At 75.5% G+C, this 18,097-nt stretch carries 14 protein-coding genes; 5 read left to right on the forward strand and 9 right to left on the reverse strand.

Features of this window, described 5'->3' with window-relative positions:
• The first annotated feature begins 19 nt into the window (after positions 1-19).
• A complete protein-coding gene (locus GA0070558_RS04030) occupies positions 20-1,912 on the forward strand; it encodes a beta-propeller domain-containing protein (protein ID WP_091275858.1) in 1,893 nt (630 codons plus the stop codon).
• Between the two features lie 123 nt (positions 1,913-2,035).
• Here GA0070558_RS04030 and GA0070558_RS04035 read toward each other — a convergent pair whose 3' ends face one another.
• The 3 genes from GA0070558_RS04035 to mobA form a co-directional block, all read right to left on the reverse strand.
• Positions 2,036-3,190, reverse strand: a complete 1,155-nt coding sequence (locus GA0070558_RS04035) for a T3SS (YopN, CesT) and YbjN peptide-binding chaperone 1 (RefSeq protein WP_091275861.1) — start codon at positions 3,188-3,190, stop codon at positions 2,036-2,038.
• A gap of 94 nt (positions 3,191-3,284) precedes the next feature.
• On the reverse strand, positions 3,285-3,539 hold the full coding sequence (locus tag GA0070558_RS04040; RefSeq protein ID WP_077935307.1) for a DUF6457 domain-containing protein: 255 nt from the start codon (positions 3,537-3,539) through the stop codon (positions 3,285-3,287).
• Positions 3,536-4,135, reverse strand: coding sequence for a molybdenum cofactor guanylyltransferase (gene mobA / locus GA0070558_RS04045; RefSeq protein ID WP_091275866.1), 600 nt, complete (start codon positions 4,133-4,135; stop codon positions 3,536-3,538). Before mobA ends, GA0070558_RS04040 begins: the two co-directional genes overlap by 4 nt.
• 223 nt (positions 4,136-4,358) lie before the next feature.
• Here mobA and GA0070558_RS04050 point away from each other — a divergent pair, with 223 nt between their 5' ends.
• The gene (locus GA0070558_RS04050) at positions 4,359-7,268 is read left to right on the forward strand and encodes a helix-turn-helix transcriptional regulator (RefSeq protein WP_091275870.1); all 2,910 of its coding nucleotides are present in this window, start codon (positions 4,359-4,361) and stop codon (positions 7,266-7,268) included.
• Here the strand turns inward: GA0070558_RS04050 and GA0070558_RS04055 are convergent.
• From GA0070558_RS04055 to GA0070558_RS04065, 3 genes are all read right to left on the reverse strand, one after another.
• A complete protein-coding gene (locus GA0070558_RS04055) occupies positions 7,255-7,845 on the reverse strand; it encodes a flavin reductase family protein (protein WP_077935305.1) in 591 nt (196 codons plus the stop codon). The two genes, GA0070558_RS04050 and GA0070558_RS04055, sit on opposite strands and share 14 nt — an antisense overlap.
• Complete coding sequence (locus GA0070558_RS04060; RefSeq protein ID WP_091275873.1) at positions 7,842-9,953, reverse strand: tetratricopeptide repeat protein; 2,112 nt, start codon at positions 9,951-9,953, stop codon at positions 7,842-7,844. Before GA0070558_RS04060 ends, GA0070558_RS04055 begins: the two co-directional genes overlap by 4 nt.
• Before the next feature lie 68 nt (positions 9,954-10,021).
• On the reverse strand, positions 10,022-11,212 hold the full coding sequence (locus GA0070558_RS04065) for a hypothetical protein (protein ID WP_091275875.1): 1,191 nt from the start codon (positions 11,210-11,212) through the stop codon (positions 10,022-10,024).
• Between the two features lie 354 nt (positions 11,213-11,566).
• On the opposite strand from GA0070558_RS04065, the gene GA0070558_RS04075 reads away from it, so the two are divergent.
• Both GA0070558_RS04075 and fdhD read left to right on the forward strand, forming a co-directional pair.
• On the forward strand, positions 11,567-12,139 hold the full coding sequence (locus tag GA0070558_RS04075; RefSeq protein WP_256091757.1) for a flavoprotein: 573 nt from the start codon (positions 11,567-11,569) through the stop codon (positions 12,137-12,139).
• A 116-nt stretch (positions 12,140-12,255) separates the two neighbouring features.
• A complete protein-coding gene (gene fdhD, locus GA0070558_RS04080) occupies positions 12,256-13,137 on the forward strand; it encodes a formate dehydrogenase accessory sulfurtransferase FdhD (RefSeq protein ID WP_091275882.1) in 882 nt (293 codons plus the stop codon).
• A 16-nt stretch (positions 13,138-13,153) separates the two neighbouring features.
• Here fdhD and GA0070558_RS04085 read toward each other — a convergent pair whose 3' ends face one another.
• Positions 13,154-13,717, reverse strand: a complete 564-nt coding sequence (locus GA0070558_RS04085; RefSeq protein WP_077935313.1) for an NUDIX hydrolase — start codon at positions 13,715-13,717, stop codon at positions 13,154-13,156.
• A gap of 238 nt (positions 13,718-13,955) precedes the next feature.
• Here GA0070558_RS04085 and GA0070558_RS04090 point away from each other — a divergent pair, with 238 nt between their 5' ends.
• Positions 13,956-15,347 carry a helix-turn-helix domain-containing protein gene (locus tag GA0070558_RS04090; protein WP_176734096.1) on the forward strand — a complete coding sequence of 464 codons (1,392 nt, stop codon included), beginning with the start codon at positions 13,956-13,958 and terminating at the stop codon, positions 15,345-15,347.
• Positions 15,348-15,521: 174 nt separating this feature from the next.
• Here GA0070558_RS04090 and GA0070558_RS04095 read toward each other — a convergent pair whose 3' ends face one another.
• On the reverse strand, positions 15,522-17,021 hold the full coding sequence (locus GA0070558_RS04095; protein WP_091275888.1) for a cellulose binding domain-containing protein: 1,500 nt from the start codon (positions 17,019-17,021) through the stop codon (positions 15,522-15,524).
• A gap of 172 nt (positions 17,022-17,193) precedes the next feature.
• On the reverse strand, positions 17,194-17,745 hold the full coding sequence (locus GA0070558_RS04100) for a tRNA-specific adenosine deaminase (protein WP_141722158.1): 552 nt from the start codon (positions 17,743-17,745) through the stop codon (positions 17,194-17,196).
• Positions 17,746-18,097 lie beyond the last annotated feature (352 nt).

The raw sequence follows: 18,097 nt of genomic DNA on the forward strand, positions 1-18,097 counted from the left end.
CACGCGGCGTCGAAGCGGCATGACCCGGGCAACCGTCACCGCCGCCGTCGGCACGCTGGCCGCCCTGACCCTGCTCGCCGGCAGCGCCGCCGCGGGGCCGGGCCCGCAGCCGGCGCCGCCGACCGCCGCGCCCCGGCTGGTCTCCTTCGACACCTGCGCCGACGCGCTGGCCCGGCTGCGCGCCGCCGCCTCCGCCTCGGTCGGGCCCTGGGGCTTCCAGCCCGGCTGGCGGACCGGCTTCGCCACGGGCGGGGCCGGCGAGCCGCTGGCGCTTTCGAGGGCGGGAGACGGTGCCTGGGCGACGCCGGAGCACTCCGGCACCAACATCCACGAGCCGGGCGCCGACGAGCCGGACCTGGTCAAGACCGACGGCTGGCGGATCGTCACCGTCACCGGGGGCGTGCTGCGGGTCGTCGACCCGGCCACCCGGCGCACGAGCGGGCGGCTGGACCTGACCGGCGACGACGCGCGACCCGGGCCAGGGGAGGGCAGCCTGCTGCTGCACGGCGACCGGGCGCTGGTGCTGCTCCGTGGCAGCACGCCGGTGCTCCCGAACGGCACGTCGGCCCGCCGGCCGGCGGGCGGGCCCACCGGGGCCAGGCTGCTCCTGGTGGACCTGGCCGGGCGGCCCGCGCTGGTCGGGACGTACCGGATCGACGGGAGCCTGCTCGACGCGCGGCTGACCGGCCCGACGGCCCGGGTCGTGGTCCGCTCCCAGGCCCGGCTGGTCCTCCCCGAGCCGGGCGACGGGGCCACCGAGGCGCAGCGGCTGGCCGCGAACCGGGCGGCGATCGGCCGGGCCGACCTGGACGCGTGGCTGCCGGCGTACGACTGGACCGAGGGCAACCGGCGCGGCGGCGGCCGGGTCGGCTGCGACCGGCTGGCCGCCACCGCCGACACCACCGGCACGGCCCTGCTGACCGTGCTCAGCTTCGACCTGGCCGCCGGCCGCCTCGGCGACGGCGACCCGGTGAGCGTGGCCGGCGACGCGGACACCGTCTACGGCACCGCCGGCAGCCTCTACCTCGCCGGGCAGCGGCAGCGGCCGGGCCAGCTCCGGCCGCGCGGCTGGGGCGGGCCGGCGGGACGCGACCCGGGCACCGCGATCTACCAGTTCGACACCCGCGCGCCGGGCCGCCCCCGCTACCTGGCCGCCGGCACCGTGCCGGGCACGCTGCTCGACCAGTACGCCCTGTCGGAGTGGCAGGGCCACCTGCGGGTGGCCACCACCAGCGGCGACGACCGGTGGTCCCGCCCGACGACCGAGTCGGGGGTGTACGTGCTGGCCCGGCGGGGCGACCTGCTGACCCGGGTCGGCGCGGTCACCGGCCTCGGCCGGGGCGAGCGGATCCACTCGGTGCGCTACCTCGGCCCCACCGGTCACGTGGTGACCTTCCGGCGCACCGACCCGCTCTACACGCTCGACCTGACCGACCCGGCGGCGCCCCGGGTCACCGGCGAGCTGAAGATCACCGGGTACTCGGCGTACCTGCACCCGGCGGGGCCGGGGCGGCTGCTCGGGGTCGGCCAGGAGGCGGACGCCGACGGGCGGGCGCAGGGCCTCCAGGTCTCGCTGTTCGACGTCGCCGACCCGACCCGGCCCACCCGGCTGGCCCGCCACCACGTGCCGGGGGCCGGTTCGGCCGTGGAGTTCGACCCGCACGCCTTCCTGTACGACCCCGGGACGGGGCTGGTGGCGCTCCCCGTCCACGACGGCGGGCTGCTCCTGCTGCGGGTCGCCGGGGCGACCATCGTGCCGGCCGGCACGGTCACCCACCCCGGGCGCGCCCCGGTGAGCCGGTCGTTGCTGGTCGGCGGCGTCCTCTGGACCGTCTCCGACGCCGGCCTGCGGGCCGACGACCCGGCCGGCGTCGCCGGGCCGGTCAGGATCGCCTGGCTCCCGGCGACCTGACCCTGCGAGCCGGCGGGTGGGGCCCGGCACTCGGGCCGACCGGGCCCCACCCGCCTCCGCGTCGTCGGGGGAGCCCTGCGGGCGGCAGAGGTCAGCCGGCCGCGGAGAGCCCTGCCGGCGGTCTCAGAGATACATGCCGGTGCGGTGCTCGCCCTGGTCCCGCCGGCCGGGCTTGTCGCCCTCGCCGAAGAACCGCTTCCCGCCGAACTCGCCGTGCAGCCGGTCGTCCAGCTCGTCGGCGAGGCCGGTCATCACCTGCACGGCCAGCATCAGGTGGGTGGCCTGGAAGTCGCGACCGAAGACCGGGATGGACGCCCAGACCGTGTCGTCGGCGCAGTAGAGCCGCCCGATCGGCATCCGGTTGGTCAGCTCGGACAGCTTCACGTACAGCCGCTCGGTGGGCTCGACCTCCGTGAGCACCGGCGAGAAGACGTCGACCAGCGGCGGGTTGTCGCGGACCCGGACGAAGACCATCGCCGATCCGGCCCGGATGTTGATGTCGCCGTCGGAGTCGACCTGCAACTTGTCGGAGTCGGACTTGAGCATGGCGGACACCACGGTCCGCACCTGCTCGGCGAGGGCCAGCACGTCGGTGCGCGGCCCCTGGGCGGCGGCCAGCGCCTCGTCGAGGTCCGCCTCGACGTCCTGGTCCGGGCCGAACTCGCTGCGCGCGGTGCCCAGCGGCTCCATCGGCACGGGCCCGCCCTCGGCGTCGTGCACCAGATAGACCAGGAACGCCGGGTGCGGGGCCCCGTAGACGTCCCGCAGGGTGCGGGAGAGAAGGGCGGCCAGCCGGGTCGCCTCGGTGGTGTCGCCGGTCAGCCCGAAGTGCTCGCCGGAGCCCTCGACCACCCCGGGCGGGGACCAGCCGAGCGCCACCATGTCGGCGACGGCCGCCCGGTCCAGCCGGTAGCCCTGCGGGAGGGTCGCGTTGCCGACGGCCCACGCGGAGAGCCGGCCGTCGTCGGCGAGGTCGATGCTGATGGAGTAGATGGCGTCGCCCGTGCCGGAGGCGGTGGGGTCGAGGGTCAGCTCGACGTGCGTGCCGGCGGGCAGCTCCCGCAGCCGCTCGGCGAGCGCCCGGGCAAACTCGCGCCACGCCTGGGTCACCTTCGCCCGCAGGTCGGCCGTGGTCGGCTCGTCCAGCAGGATCGACTCGTGCTGGTGCTCCGCCGGGCCGCCGGACGCCGACGGGCCGCCGTGCTCCGGCTCGCCGTCGTGCCCGGGGGTGCCGCCGGGCGGGTCCGAGGCCGGCGTCGAGGGGTGGCCTACCGTCATGATCGCCTCCGTCCGTTGCGGTCACCCTACCCAGGCCGCCCGGAACCCGGATCAGGCCGGACCGGGATCGGACATCGACGCGCCGGGACAGCCGTCAGGCCGGGGGCCGCTCCCCCAGCTCGACCGGCCAACCGCCCGCCAGCGCGCTGAGCCGGTCGGCCGCCGCGACCGGATCGGCCCCGCGTCCCACGGCCACCCCCAGCAGGTACGCCGAGACCGGCGCACCGGGCCGCAGCACCTGGTGCGCGACGTCCCGGGCCAGGTCGAGCACCACCGGCACCGGCACCTCGGCCGGGTCGAGGCCCAGCTCCGCGCAGGCCGCCGTCACCCAGTCCTCCAGCGTCGTCACCGTGTCCACTCCTCCGCCCGGCGTACGTCCTCGTCAGTGTCGCAGTCGAACCAGGGCGGCGGGCCCGTCCCGGACCAGGGCACGTCGCGCACCGTCAACCCGGCGAGCAGGGCCCGCACCGCCGCGCCGCCGAGCGAGCCGCCCCGGGCGGAGGCGAGGCGGCCGAACGCGGCCCGCAGCGGCGCGACCCGCCACACCCCGCAGAGCTGCTGCCGCCGGCCGTCGCCGTCGACGAGGCACACCCCGTCCACGGTCGGGTCGGCGAGGTGGTCGCGCAGCAGGCGTACCGCGTCGCGGGTGAGCAGGGGCAGATCGGCGGCGAGCAGCGCCACGGTCGTCGTGCCGACGGGCAGCAGGGACACGCCGGCCGCGGCGGCGGCCACCGGCCCGCCTCCCGGGGGGCGTTCCTGGGTCGACCGGACGCCCGGCGGCACCGGGCCGGCCGGGCCCACCACGATCCGGACGTCGGCGTCGGCGACGGCGTCGAGCACCCGGTCGCGCATCGGCAGGCCGCCGACCGGCACCCCGGGCTTGTCCACGCCGCCCATCCGGCGCGCGGCCCCGCCCGCCAGCACGACCGCCGCCCAGGCCCCCATGCGGCCACCGTACCGCCCGGTGGGGCCGAGGGGGCATGTCGCGCAGTCGACAGGCGGAGCGCCGCAGGTCGATCCGGCGGGCCTGTAAATCTTGTTGCTTACTTCCTAAGGTGACGACTCAGGAACGTTACGTTTCGAAGTCCGCCCCACTCGTCGGGTCCGGCCGATCACGACCGCTCCTTCAGCCGGGCGTGACGTTCTTCGAGGTGGACGGAGGTGCCACATGCCAGCAGGTGACCACACCGAGCTGCCCGTCCTGGTCGGCCGGGATTCCGAACGCGCGCTGCTGCGCGAGGCGCTGGACCAGGCCCGCGCGGGATGCGGCGGCGCGATCTTCGTGGTCGGCGGCGACGGCCTGGGGAAGTCCCGGTTGACGTTGGAGGCGACGCACCACGGGCGGCAGGCCGGCATGGCGGTGCTGGTGGGCCGCGCCGGCTCGACCGGCCCGGCGGTGGCCCTGCGCCCCCTGACCGAGGCGCTCGCCCCCCTGTCCCGCACCGAGCCCGCCCTGGAACACGCGAGCCTGCGGCCCTACCGGTCCGCCCTCGGCAGGCTCATCCCCCAGGACCTGTCGGTGGGGACGGCGGGTCCACCGTCGCCCGTGCTGCTCGCCGAGGCGGTGCTGCGGCTGCTCTCGGTCACCGGGGCCGGGCGGGGCTGCCTGCTCGCCCTGGAGGACCTGCACGACACCGACCCGGCGACCCTGGCCGTGGTGGAGTACCTGGCCGACAACCTCGCCGACCAGGGCGCGCTGCTGCTGGCCACCCTCCGCGCCGAGCCGGGGCCGGCGTGGGACCTGGCGCAGGCCCTGGGCCGGCGGTGCAGCGGCACCGTCCTGCGCCTCGAACCGCTGAGCCGGCGCGCCGTGCGCCTGCTGGTGGCGTCCCGGCTGGGCCTCGCCCCCGAGCGGATCGCGGAGGCGGTTCTCGACCGGCTCTGCCGCGACAGCGCCGGCAACCCGTTCCTGGCGGCGGAGCTGCTCCGCGCCATGCTCGACAGCGGCAACCTGGCGGTGCACGGCGACGGGTGCCGGCTGGTCGACGGCGTCCGCACCGAGGTGCCGCCGACCGTGCGGCGCAGCGTCACCGACCAGGCCGACCGGCTCGGCCCCGCCGGACGGCACCTGCTCACCGCCGCGGCCGTGATCGGCGAGCGGTTCCCGGTCTCCGTGCTCGGCCTGGCGCTGAAGATGGGGCAGGACGACCTGCTCCGACACCTACGCGCGGCGGTCACGGCCGGACTCGTCACCGCCGAGGGCGGCGACCACGACTGGTACGCGTTCCGCACCATGACCACCGCCGTCGCCCTGCTCGGCCAGCTCACCCCCACCGACCGGGCCGCTCTGGCGCACCAGGCGGTGGACGCGGTGAACGAGTCGCACCCGGGCCTGCCCGGGGACTGGTGCCGGTTCACGGCCCGGCTCACCCGGCTGGCGGGCGACGTGCCGGGCGCCGTACGGCTGCTCGCCCTCGCCGGTCGCCGGGACCTCAACGCCGGGCGGCTCCGGTCGGCCGCCGAGACCCTCGACGGGGCGTGGCGGCTGGCGGCGACGGGGGTCGACGTCGCGCTGCGCGCCGACGTGCTGCACGAGCTGCTGTGCGCGCTGCTGGAGAGCGGCGAGGCCGGACGCGGGCTGCGGCTGCTCGACAGCCTCGACGACCTGTGCCACCCGGCGGTCCCGCCCGAGCGGCTGGCGGCCGTACACGTCCTGTTCGCCCGGCTCGCCCTGCTCGCCGGGCGGCGTACCGACGCCGCCGCGCAGCTCGACTCCGCCCGGACGCTGCTCGGCCCCGGCGCGTCCGAGCGGCAGACCGCGCCGGTCGACGCCGTCTCCGCCCACCTGGGCCTGGACGCCCCGGGGCGGGCCACCCGGCTCGCCACGCGTGCCGCCGCGGCTGCGGAGAGCGCCGGGCTGCCCGGCGTCGCCTGCCTCAGCTGGCAGGCGCGGGGGGTGCTGGCCCGCCGGACCGGGCCGGAGGGGGCCCAGCCCTGCTTCACCCGGATGCGCCGGATCGCCGAGCGGCACCACCTGCCGCTGTGGCGCACCCGGGCCGCCGCCCTGCTCGCCGAGCAGCGGTGGCTGCTCACCGGTGACGCCGACGCGCTGGCCCGCAGCGCGGAACGGGCCCGGCAGCTCGGCGCCCACGCGCTGCGCCACGCGGTCGACGTCCGGCTCGCCTGGGACCACGCGCTGCGGGCCGAGTACGCCGAGGCCGAACGGCTCGTCGAGGAGTGCACGACCGACGCGCAGCGGCTCGGGCTGGGCGAGTCCGCGCCGCTGCTGTCGCTCGTCCGGGCCGTCTGCGCGGGGCACCGGGGGCGACGGCACGAGCTGGACGCGGCCCTGACCGGCCTGTCGGGCGACGGCGAGCCGGTGGCGGCCCTCGCCCACGGCATGGCCGCAGCGGTGTGCGCGCTGCTGGAGGAGGACCCGGCGCGGGCGCGCCGGGAGCTGGACCGGGCGGCGGCGTACGACGCAGGCTGTCCCGCGCCCTATCCGCTCGCCGGCCAGCACGGGCTGGCCCTGCTCCTGGCGGTGCTGCCCGGCGACGCCGACCGGCGGCTCGGCGACGACGCCGGTGGCACGCCCGCCGGGCGGCTGCACTGGAACCGGCAGTTCGCCCTGCTGGCGAGGGCGGTGCTGCTGGGGCGGCGGGGTGACCGGGAGGCGGCCGGCGCGACGGTGGCGGCCCTCCGCCGGACCCCCGCCCACCCCGTGGCGCTCCACCTCGGCCTGCGGCTCGTCGCGCCCTGCGCCCACGCGGACCGGTGGGGTGAGCCGGTCGACTGGCTGCGCGGCGCGGAGGAATACTTCCGGCTGGCGGGGGTGCCGGCACCGGCCCGCGCCTGCCGGGCCCAGCTGCGCGACCTCGGGGTGGTGGTGCCGCACCGGCGCACCGACAGCCGGGTCCCAAAGCCGCTACGGATGATCGGGGTGACCGAGCGGGAATACGAGGTGCTCCAGCTCATGGCGGACTGGTCGGACAACCGGAGCATCGCCAGCGAGCTGTTCATCTCCCCACGCACGGTGGAGAAGCACGTGGCGAGCCTGATCGCCAAGACCGAGCAGGCCAACCGGGCGGCGCTGAACCGCTACGCCGCCCGGGTCCGCGAGGAGGTCAGGCCGGACTGACCGTCCGGTAGCGGCCGCCGAGGAAGACGGCGGGGTCGGCGTCGTCCGTGGCCTCGCACCAGTACGGGGAGCCGAGCACCAGCACGTGGTCGGCGACGGCGATCAGCTGGGTCACCGCGCACACGGCCGCCGCCATCGCCCCGTCGAGCAGCGGCATCCCGTCGAGGGCACGGTGCGCCACCCCGGCGAACCGGTCCTCGACGGCGCCGGTGGCGAACCGGTCGGCCAGTGCGCGCTGCCGGCGGCCCAGCAGGTTCACCGCGAACCCGCCCTCGGCGGTGATCGCGGCGAGGGTGCGGCTGGTCCGGGCCAGCGAGACGAGGAGCAGCGGCGGATGCAGGGACACGGACGTGAACGCGTTCACGGTGCAGCCGACGGGGTGCCCCGCCGCGCGGCTGGTGACCACCGCCACGCCGGTGGCCCAGCTGCGCATGAACTCCCGCAGCTCCGGCCCGCCGACGGGGGTGGCCCGCTCCGGACCCGACCCGCGCGGAGCCGCCCGGTCCGGCCCCGCGCCGTCGGCGGGGGTGGCCCGCTCCGGTCCGGTCACCGCGTGCCGGGGGACCACGGTGGTCATCGCGCGCCGGCCAGGTCCGGCCGCCCGGCCGCCCCGCCGGGCCCTCCGGCGGCCGTCCCGTCGAGTTCCGCCTGGCAGCGGGCGCGGCGGCCGATCAGCTCCGCCCGGTCCGCGCCGGGCAGCTCCAGCGCCCGGCCGTAGTCCGCGACCGCCTCCGCCCACCGGCCCGCCGCCTCGTGGACGAACCCCCGGTTGTAGAGCAGGTCCGGGTTGTCGCCGTCCACCGCGAGCGCGGTCGTCAGGTCGGCGACGGCCCTCCCGTGGTCCCCGCCGTCGAACGCCAGGGCGGCCCGGCTGGCCAGCGCGGCGACCAGCCCCGGGTCGGCCGCCAGCGCCTCGTCGAGGTAGCGGCGGGCGTCCGCCTCCACCCCGTCGGCCAGCGCCAGCACACCCCGCAGGTGCAGCAGCCGGGCGTCGGCGGGGTGGCGCAGCAGGCCCTCCTCGACGTGCGGCCGGGCGGCGTCGACGGCCCCGTCGTCGAGCAGCAGGCTGACCAGGTTCACCCGGGCGTCGAGCTGGTCGGGCTCCAGCTCCACCACGTAGCCGAAGTCGGCGATCGCCCCGGCCACGTCACCCAGCTCGGCCTTGAGGTCGGCCTGGTTGTAGTACAGCTCGAAGAACGGCGGCGACAGGCTGATCGCCGTGTCGCAGTCGGCGACCGCGCCGGTGAGGTCGCCGAGGCGCCGCCGCACGTCGGCCCGGTCGAAGTAGTAGTCGGCGTAGTTCGGGTCCAGCTCGATGACCCGGGTCAGGTCGATGAGGGCCTCGTCCAGGCGGCCCAGGGCCAGGTACGCCTTGCCCCGGTTGTGCACGAGCACCGAGCGGTGCAGCCGGTGCTTGTCGCCGGGCAGCTCGCGGTCGAGCCGGTCGAGCCCGTCGTCGACCAGCCGCAGCGCCGCCGCCACCCGGCCGAGCCGCATCTCGATCAGCGCCAACCCGTTGTTCTGGAACACCGAGTGGAAGGCGCGCTTCTGCGGGTCGGGCAGCAGCGAGGCGAGCGCGATGGAGTTGTTGATGTAACCCCGGGCCAGGTGGTGGTCCTTCAGCTCCTCGGGATGAAAACGGGTGTAGAGCATCGCCAGCGCGTACCCGGTGGACATCTGCAGCTCGGGGTCCGCGTACCGGCTGCGCAGGTCGAGGTACGTCGGTTCCGCCTCGACGGTGCGGCCGAGCACCACCATGGCCGAACTCGCCCGCGTGCTGAGCAGCCAGAACCGTTCCATCTGCGTGTCCGGGTCGACGATCGCCCGGCCACGGGTCCCGTAGTCGATCACCGCGTGGTAGTAGCCCAGCGCGCCGCAGTGCCGCGCCGCCTCGTACAGCGCCTCCGCGCCGGCCCCGGCGGGGTCGCTGCCGCGCTCCAGGTGCCAGGGGATCGCGCCGAGTTCCAGGCTCCACTCGCCCCGCTCGCGCAGCAGCGCGGCGCGCGCGTCGTGCAGCGCCGCCCGCACCTGCGGGTCGGCCTGTTGGTACGCGGCCGACTCCGCCGGGTCGGTGGAGGTGCCGTCGGCGTCGACGTACGCCCGAAGCAGCGCCTCCGGCCCGCGCCCGGCGGGGTTGGCGGCGCGGGGCAGCTCCGGCAGCCGGTCGGCGTACCGGTCGAGGGCACCGGTCAGCTCCGGCTCCAGCGGTGCGCCGTCGGTGCCGACGAGCACCCGCACCACGTCGGGTCGCACCCGCCGCAGGAAGATGGCCAGGAACTCCTGGTCGGTGGGGTCCGCCTGGTCCACCCGGTCGAACGCGAGCCGCAGCGGGAGGCGGCCGGCGCGGGTGGCGTACCCGGCGAGGAACTCCGTCGCGCCGTGGGCCAGCCGGCGGGTGCGGTTGGCCGGATAGATCCGGGTCCGCTCCTCGGGCACCGCCAGCGAGGTGAGCGTCTCGGGGGCCGCGTCGAGCGTCCCGCGCAGCTCCGGGGCCGCCGACAGGATCTCGGTCAGGTGCCGCTGCACGAGGTCGGGCCAGCGTTCGTACGCCTGCGGCACGAGCTGCCGCAGCACGCTGCCCAGCCCGGTGTAGGGGCCGCGCAGGCCCCGGTGCGAGTCGACCGCGAGATCGACCTGCTCGCCGTCGACCGGCGCCGGCCCGATCCGCCATTGATGTGCAGTCATGCCGTTGCTCCTCGCTTGGTGGGCCTTGTTCGCGGTGGGTGTCGGGGGAGGTGGGCCGGGCGGGGCCGTCAGCCGGCCGCTGCCGGCTCCGTGGCGGGGGCGGGCCGCCGTCGGGTACGCCCGGCGAGCAGCGGCAGCAGCACGATCTCGAACGCGACCAGCAGCAGCGAGCCGACCGAGTCCCAGAAGCCGGGGCCGGTGGGCGAGCCGTGCGCCAGGGCGGTGAAGACCCGGGAGGCGAACTCCAGCACCAGCGGCGCGGTCCACAGGGTGACGGTGATCAGCAGTGCCGCCACTCCCCCGCAGGTGATCAGCGCGAACCAGGGGGCGAGCTGCCGGTCGCGCGGGGACCAGTCGGCGTCGGCCAGGTCCGCCCGGCGCACCCCGGGCAGCCAGGCGAGCCGGTCGCGCAGCCAGGCGCGGCTCACCTCGTCCAGGTTCGTGCAGCCCAGCGCCGTGGTCGCCACGTAGTACAGGTCGGTGCGCAGGAAGACGTAGCACTGCCAGGACATCCGCAGGAGCACGGTGTACGCCACCGCCAGCGCGAGCCGCCCCGGCCAGGACAGGCCGTCGGACAGGCCGGCCCAGGCCACGAGCACCAGCGCGCCGAAGAGCACCGCGTCGGCCAGCAGCCCGGCCAGCATCGGCAGGTAGCGCTGCCGGGCCGGCACGGTGAGCAGGGCGTCCAGCTCGGTCTCCACCACCGCGTAGTAGAGCCGGCGGCCGACCCGCATCTTCGTCGGCAGGCCGAGCCGGCGGGCGGCGAGCAGGTGGTACCACTCGTGCCACAGGATGGCCGGCGACTGGCACAGGGCCAGCCCGAGCTGCACGGCCAGCAGCGACGGGACGAAGAACACGTTCGAGGCGTGCGGTCGCAGCTCCGGCCGGGACACCATGGCCACGGCGGCGGCGACCACGATCAGCGCGTACGCCGCCCAGGCCGGCGGGGAGAAGGCGGCCCGGCCGAGCCGGCGGAAGCGTACCTTCGGCGCGGTGGCCGGCGGTTCCCCGGCGGCGCGGACGAAGCCGAGTTCGCGCAGCGTGTCGACGAAGTCGGCCATGTCGACGGGCTCGCCGAAGGTGCGCTGGTACCACTGCTCCGCCTCACCGACCGGCATCCCGTCGGCGAGCCGGCGCAGCAGCGCGACGCCGTCCTCGGGCAGCAGGGCGAAGGACGTGGCGTCGACCCGGCCGACCGTCACCCCGTCCCGCTCCGGCACGTAGGTGAGCGGATGGAACTCCAGGCGGGTGCTTGACATCGCTCCTCCAGCGCGTGGACCGGGCCTTTCGGGGTGGCCTCCCAGGGGTGGACCCGGCGACGGCCGTCCCGGCTCGGGAGCCGGGACGGCCGGACCGGTCAGCAGCAGTCGGTGCAGTACAGCGGCGCCGACGTGGTGAGCTTGATGGAGCCCGTCTTGCGGATCGTGATCTTCTTCATTTCCGTTCACCTCCTCGGCCGGCTGGTCGTTGGGGCGGCCGGCTGAGGACGAACCTGCCAGCCGGGCGCGCCCGGCGGCATGGGGAGCGACACCCAAACTCCCGCTCCGCGGCGGGGGCGAAGATGGGGCCGTTCCCCCATGTCCCCGGCGTCGCCGCGCCGCGACGCTGTCCGGATGCGAGACGACGCGCTTTCGGTGATCATCTGCGGCTCCAGCGCCGCCATGGCCGCCTCCGGCTACCTGTCCTGGCTGCGCCAGGAGATCGACCTGCCGCTGCGGGTGCTGCTCACCGCCAGCGCCGAGCGGTTCGTGCAGCCCCAGGTCGCCGCCTGGTACGCCGACGAGGTGTACGCCAGCGGCGACCCCGCGCTGAACCCGACCGAGTTCGCCCGGCGCTCGCTCGGCATCGTGGTCCTGCCGGCGACCGCCGCCACGATCGCCGCCGCAGCACTCGGCCTGGCCGGCACCCCCGCGCAGACCGCCCTGCTGGCCAGCGAACGCCCGGCGATCTTCTTCCCGAGCATGAACAGGTCGATGTGGACGAAGAAGACCACCCGGCGGCATGTGGAGGCGCTGCGCGACGAGGGCCACACCGTCGTCGAACCGCAGGAGCGGGTGATCTTCGAGCTGTGGCGACGGGAGAACGCCCTCGGCATCGCCATGCCCCCGCCGGACGCCGTCGCCGAACTCGTGGTGAGCTGGCTGGAGAGCAGCCTGGCCGGCGACTCCGAGGAGCCGGCCGCCTGACCGAGTGCGCGAGTCCGTCAAGTCGCCACGTGCGCGTCTGACGGCGCGGGCGCCTGTGGCCGCCGCAGGCAGGGCCTGAGACCTCGCCCGGGTCACCGGTCGGGCAGGATGGCGGGATGGGACGGGCGACTGACCGGCGGAACGTGCTGCGGATCGACCTCGACGCGGCCGACCCGGCCCGCGTCGCGACCCGCCGACCGGACAGCCTCTCCGTCGAGGAGCCGCTGGAGATCCGGGTCGGGCCCGCCGGGCCGGGCCGGCGGCGGCCGTTGGCGGTGACCATGCGCACCCCCGGCGACGACCTGGACCTGGCGATCGGGTTCCTGCTCACCGAGGGGCTCATCCGCGGCGACGCGGACGTGCGCACCGCGCAGCTCTGCGCCGGCCCGGACACGCCGAACACCTACAACGTGGTCGACGTGGTGCTCGCACCGGGCGTGCCCGAGCCGGCCGCCGACCCGACCCGCAACTTCTACACCACCAGTTCCTGCGGGGTCTGCGGCAAGGCCAGCATCGACGCGGTGCGGACCCGCTCGCCGTACGCCGTCGCGGACGACCCGCTCACCGTGCCGGCCGCCCTGCTGGCCGAGCTGCCGGACCGGCTGCGTGCCGCCCAGCGCCACTTCGACCGCACCGGCGGGCTACACGCGGCCGGGCTGTTCACCGGCGACGGGGAGCTGGTGGTGCTACGCGAGGATGTCGGCCGGCACAACGCCGTCGACAAGGTCGTCGGATGGGCCGTCCGGCAGGGCCGTCTGCCGTTGGCCGGGCACCTGCTGCTGGTCTCCGGCCGGGCGAGCTTCGAGCTGACCCAGAAGGCGTGGATGGCCGGGCTGCCGCTGCTCGCGGCGGTCTCGGCCCCCAGCACCCTGGCCGGTGACCTGGCCGAAGAGGCGGGCATGACCCTGGTCGGCTTCCTGCGCGGCCGGACCATGAACGTCTACACGGGCGCCCACCGCATCGCGGCGGCGGGGCAGGGCGGCGTCAGCAGGGGCTGAGCGGTCCGGGCTGAGGTCAACCGTGCTGGTCGAGCAACTCCTCGACGCGGGCGAACAGCTCGCGCAGGTTCGGCTCGGCGGTGAGGGCATGTGCCTCGGGCAGACTCAGCCAGCGCAGCGCGGCGGCCGGCTGCTCGGGCCGGGCCCGCTCGGGTTGCCCGGTGGCCAGCACGAACCGCAGGTCGGCGTGCTCGTGGGCGGGCTCGGTGGCGCTGGCCGGCACGGGCAGGACCACCACCTGCCGGACCGCGCCGTCCGGCCAGCACACCAGGTCGTCGAGGCTGGTCTCCTCCGCCCCCTCGCGCAGCACGACGTCGAGCGGGTCACGCTCGCCGGGGTCCCCGTGGCCGCCGATCTGCAACCAGGACCGCATCCGGACGTGCCACCGCAGCAGCACGCGCCTGGTCGGCGGATGGACGACCAACGCCGACGCGGTGACGTGCAGCGGCAGCTCACGGGACCAGGGGTCACCGGCCGCCACGAGGTCCAGGACCCGGCGCACGTCGGCGCTCTCGGCGGCGGTGCGCGGCCGGTAGCCGGCGAGCAGTGCCGCGATCGGCGCCGGTGCGGTGTGGTGCATGTGCGGCTCCTGCGGTGCCGGGATCCGGACGGGTCATCGTATCGAGCCGGAGTCCGTCGCAGGCGGACCTATCCGCACGCGGCGACGACCGGCGATGGCGGCGGCCGGTTACTCACCAGTTGTTATGGCGATGCTCACGCCACTGTGGATATCGTCGCCCCATCGCGCCGTGCCACGATCGACACACGCTCAGTGAGCGCAGACGTGTCAGCGGTTGTGGGGGGACATGCGCGTCGGCATGCAGCATCGAGCTGGTTTCGGGCAGTGGCTCCGGGCGCTGCGGGACACCCGCGGCCTCACCCAGGAGGAGCTGGCCGAGGCGTCCGGCTCCAGCGTCCGCACCATCCGGGAGATGGAACGCGGCCGGGTCCGCACACCCCAACGTCGTACGGTCGCACTGCTCGCCGACGCGCTCGGCCTGGCGGGCGCGGACCGCGACCGCTTCGTCGGGCTGGCCCGCGCCGGGCACCGCCCGCAGCCCGACCCAGGGGTCGTCGCCGCGGCCCCGGTGCTCCCCTCGGAGCTACCCGCCGCCGTGCCGAACCTCGTCGGCCGGGAGGCCGAACTCACCGTGCTGGCCCGGCTCACCACCGGAGTCACCGACGGCAGCGCCACGACCGCCTCCGTCGTCGTGCTGCACGGCCCGCCCGGCACCGGCAAGAGCAGCCTCGCCGTCGCCGCCGGCCACCGCCTCGGCACCGCGTTCACCGACGGCCAACTCTTCCTCGACCTGCACGGCACCGCGCCCACCGACACCGGGCGGGCCGACGGCGGACGGGCCGTGGGCGCGCGGGCTGATACCGGGCGGGCCGACGGCGCGCGGGTCGACACCGGGCGGGTCGACACCGGGCGGACCGGCGGTGCGTTCGCCGGCATCGTCGATCCGGCCGAGGCGCTGGCTGGGCTGCTGCGCTCGCTCGGAGTGCCCGAGGAGGTGATCCCGGGTCAGCCGGAGCAGCGCGGCCGGCTGTTCCGCACCCTCACCCGGGATCGGCGGCTGCTGATCGTGGTGGACGACGCCGCCGACGAGGCCCAGGTACGCTCGCTCCTGCCGGCCGGGCGGCACTGCCTGACCCTGGTCACCAGCCGGCGACCACTGACCGGGCTCACCGGCGCCGTCCGCGTCCCCGTCGGGCTGCTCGCCCCGGATGCCGCCTGGCGGCTGCTCGCCTCGATCACCGGCGAGGACCGGCTGGCCGCCGACCCGACGGGCACGGCCGAACTGGTGGAACTCTGCGGCCGGCTGCCGCTGGCGATCCGGGTCGCCGGGAACCGGCTGGCCAGCCGGCCGGGCTGGCCCGTCGCCCAACTCGTCGCCCAGCTCGCCGACCCACGCCGCCGGTTGACCGCGCTGACCGCCGGGGACCTCGACGTCCGGGCGACGTTCGACGTGTCGTACCGCCGGCTCGGCGCGACGATCGCCGGGGTCTTCCGGCGGGCGTCCCTCGTGCCGGGGGCGGAGTTCGACGCCGGCCTGCTCGCCGCCGTCACGCACGTCGACGTCGAGAGCGCGGCGGCCGCCGCCGAGGAACTGGTCGACGCCGGCCTGCTGCTGCCCCGGGGCGACCGGTACGCCTTCCACGGCCTGACCCGCATCTACGCCCGCGAACGCCTCGCGCTGGAGGAGTAAGGAAGGGCCCCCTGTTAACGCCTGAGGTAGAGAAGGGTCCCCTTCTCACACCCGGGCGGGCGCGACGCAGGCGGGCGCGGTGGGCTCAGCTCGGCATGCTGGGCGTGGACGGCAGAGCGATGGGTCCCACCGGGTGCCCGCCCGATGGGACCCACCCGTGGTGGGAAGCTGAGGTCAGGAGCAGGTGGCGCCGTTCAGGGTGAACGGGGTCGGGTTGGTGGGGGCCCCGTCGGCCGTGAAGCCGAAGCTCACCGAGCCACCGGACGCGATCGTCGCGTTGTGGTTCTCGTTGCTGACCGTGACGGTCGCGCCGGTCTGCTGGAAGACGCCGTTCCAGTGCCCCTGCACGACCTGGCTCCCGCCGAACGTCCAACCCACGTTCCAGCCGGTGACCTGCGGGCCGTCGTTGTAGACGGTGACGGCCGCCTCGTAGCCGGTGCCCCAGGAGTTGACGACGGCGAAGGACACCCGGCAGGTGGCGGCCGCCCCGGTGACCGGCACGATGTCGCCGAAGTCGTCCCGGGCGGTGGCGAAGTCCTGGAACCCGAAGCCGGGCCCCGCCGAGCGGGTCGTGGTGCCGGCGGCCAGGACGGTGCCGTTGGCGTTGACGGCGTACACCGGGCCGCCGCTGTCACCGCTGCGGGCCGACTCGTCGCCGTCGAGCTGGGTGGCCTCGACCAGGTCCTCCCGGTCGTCGTAGTGGAACTGCACCTCAAGGTCGCAGACCGGGACGCCGATCTCCCAGGCCGAGGTCGCCCCGGACTGGCACAGGATCTGGCCGGGGAACACCTCGGTCCAGCCGACCACCCGGGCCTTCACCTCGTCGTTCGAGCCGCCGACGTAGAGCCAGCCGCCGGCCGACGGGGTGCTGATGAGCATCGTGTCGTGGTCGGTGTTCTTGTGGGTCTGCACGCCGATCGGCTCGCCCTGACCGTCGCTCCACTGCGACCCCACCGAGCCGCAGTGCCCGGCGCTGAGCAGGTGGTTGGTGCCGGTCGCCACCTCGCGCACGCCGAAGCCGACGGTGCAGCCGGCACCGGAGTCGTTCCAGATCCGGGCCCCGCCGTTCCAGGGCGCGGAGTCGTCCTCACGCGAGCGGGGAACCAGCGGGTCCCGCTCGACGATCGTGGTGCGCACCCCGGTCGCCGGCAGCTTCGGCAGCGCCGCGTCGGCGTCGTCGACGGCGATCTCGATGCCCGAACCGTCGGTACGCAACCGCACGTCGTGCGCCGAGTCGCGCGCGTCGCCGTCCACCACGGGCGCGATCCGCGCGGCTGCGACGGCCAGCTCGGTCTTGGCGTACGCCGCCTTGGCGACCTCGACCGGCGCGATCCGGCGGGCGACGGCGACGGCCGATGCGACGTCGGCCGGGAGATTGCCCTTCCACCAGAGCGTGACGTGGTCGCCGACCAGCCCGATCCCGGTGTACCCGCGCGAGGGGGCGCGCTCGACGGCGGCCCGCAGCCCGGTCGCCGCGTCGACCAGCGGCACCTGCGCGATCATCCGGTCCCGGGTGCCGCCCGGGATCAGGTCGAGGATCGTCGTGCCGCCCGCACCCGGGGCGGGGGCGGCCTGCGCGGGGGCGGGGGCCGCCGCCGGGCCGGCCAACGCCGTGGCACCGGCGAGGACCCCTGCGGCGAGGAGGCGAGAGGTCACCTTCCAGGTTCGTTTCATGACTGAGAGTAAACCCACGACGGTACGCCCGAACCAGGCAGGACGGGCGGCAGAAGGCTCCTGCCGCCCGTCCTGCCGGCCGCCTCCACGGCTCACCCGACGAGCACTTTCATGATCGTCTGTCGTTTTCAGACACTCCCGCCGGCGTGTCGTCTCACCCTTCAGCAGACGATCAAGGACCCGCCGACGGCGACGACACCGTCAGGAGGGACTGGGCCCAACGACGCGCGCCGGATTCCGGGGCGGTATCGCAGTAGCGGCGGAAGAGACTGCGACTCTCCTCGCGGCGGATGCCGCCGAACAACTTCGGTGGGGCGAACCAGGGCAGGTCGGGGCTCGGCCGCCAGGCAGCCGCCAGCGCGGCCCCGCCGTCACTCGGCGACTCCAACGCGAAGTAACACTCGTCCACCCTCATCACCATGGCCGCGCCCAGGCACATCACGCAGGGCTCCAGGCTCACCGCGAGTCGCACCGGGCACGGACGGCGACGCCAGCCCAACGCCTCGTCGGCCTGCATCATGGCGAGCAGATCGGCGTGCACGAGTCGCCGGCAGCCAGCCCCTCCTCGGCGACCTCCAGCGCGGCCCCTACCAACTCGTCCGGAGTCACCCTCGAACCCTATCGATCGACGACCCTCTACACCGGATACAAGCCAACAGGCCGTCCACACCGACCTGCACCAACGCCATCGCGGGATACCGACAGGAGCAGGGGCAAAGAGCATCCACACCAACCCCCTGCCGCGCCCGGACCACCCCCGCGTGCGCGGGGAGCAGACTTCTTGGCTTGGAGCGCTAACGATCAAGCGTGCAGTCTTCCTTCACTTGCCTGCGCAAGATCGGCTGCTGCCTCACACCATTCTCGGCCGCTTCGGGCCGCGCACAGCATACGGCGGAACCGAATCGATGCGGGTGTGCCGCAAAGCCTGAGAACACGACACCACTCCGCGACAGACAAACGCGCAGCAACAGCCACCGCCCCCCTCTCAGACAGACGATGAATCCGAGCCACGCATAGATCTTGGTGCATTTCGGACCCCAGAGGGGCCGTTTCTCACCAAGATCTACCGCTTGAGA

Origin of the sequence: Micromonospora haikouensis, assembly GCF_900091595.1 — a bacterium.
GTDB lineage: Bacteria > Actinomycetota > Actinomycetes > Mycobacteriales > Micromonosporaceae > Micromonospora > Micromonospora haikouensis.

What these genes read in the sequence shown, in the direction of transcription:
- GA0070558_RS04030 (WP_091275858.1), top strand. Translation starts at nt 20, where the DNA reads ATGACCCGGGCAACCGTCACCGCCGCCGTCGGCACGCTGGCCGCCCTG.
- GA0070558_RS04035 (WP_091275861.1), bottom strand. Translation starts at nt 3,190, where the DNA reads ATGACGGTAGGCCACCCCTCGACGCCGGCCTCGGACCCGCCCGGCGGC.
- mobA (WP_091275866.1), bottom strand. Translation starts at nt 4,135, where the DNA reads ATGGGGGCCTGGGCGGCGGTCGTGCTGGCGGGCGGGGCCGCGCGCCGG.
- GA0070558_RS04050 (WP_091275870.1), top strand. Translation starts at nt 4,359, where the DNA reads ATGCCAGCAGGTGACCACACCGAGCTGCCCGTCCTGGTCGGCCGGGAT.
- GA0070558_RS04055 (WP_077935305.1), bottom strand. Translation starts at nt 7,845, where the DNA reads ATGACCACCGTGGTCCCCCGGCACGCGGTGACCGGACCGGAGCGGGCC.
- GA0070558_RS04060 (WP_091275873.1), bottom strand. Translation starts at nt 9,953, where the DNA reads ATGACTGCACATCAATGGCGGATCGGGCCGGCGCCGGTCGACGGCGAG.
- GA0070558_RS04065 (WP_091275875.1), bottom strand. Translation starts at nt 11,212, where the DNA reads ATGTCAAGCACCCGCCTGGAGTTCCATCCGCTCACCTACGTGCCGGAG.
- GA0070558_RS04075 (WP_256091757.1), top strand. Translation starts at nt 11,567, where the DNA reads ATGCGAGACGACGCGCTTTCGGTGATCATCTGCGGCTCCAGCGCCGCC.
- fdhD (WP_091275882.1), top strand. Translation starts at nt 12,256, where the DNA reads ATGGGACGGGCGACTGACCGGCGGAACGTGCTGCGGATCGACCTCGAC.
- GA0070558_RS04085 (WP_077935313.1), bottom strand. Translation starts at nt 13,717, where the DNA reads ATGCACCACACCGCACCGGCGCCGATCGCGGCACTGCTCGCCGGCTAC.
- GA0070558_RS04090 (WP_176734096.1), top strand. Translation starts at nt 13,956, where the DNA reads ATGCAGCATCGAGCTGGTTTCGGGCAGTGGCTCCGGGCGCTGCGGGAC.
- GA0070558_RS04095 (WP_091275888.1), bottom strand. Translation starts at nt 17,021, where the DNA reads ATGAAACGAACCTGGAAGGTGACCTCTCGCCTCCTCGCCGCAGGGGTC.
- GA0070558_RS04100 (WP_141722158.1), bottom strand. Translation starts at nt 17,745, where the DNA reads ATGCTCTTTGCCCCTGCTCCTGTCGGTATCCCGCGATGGCGTTGGTGC.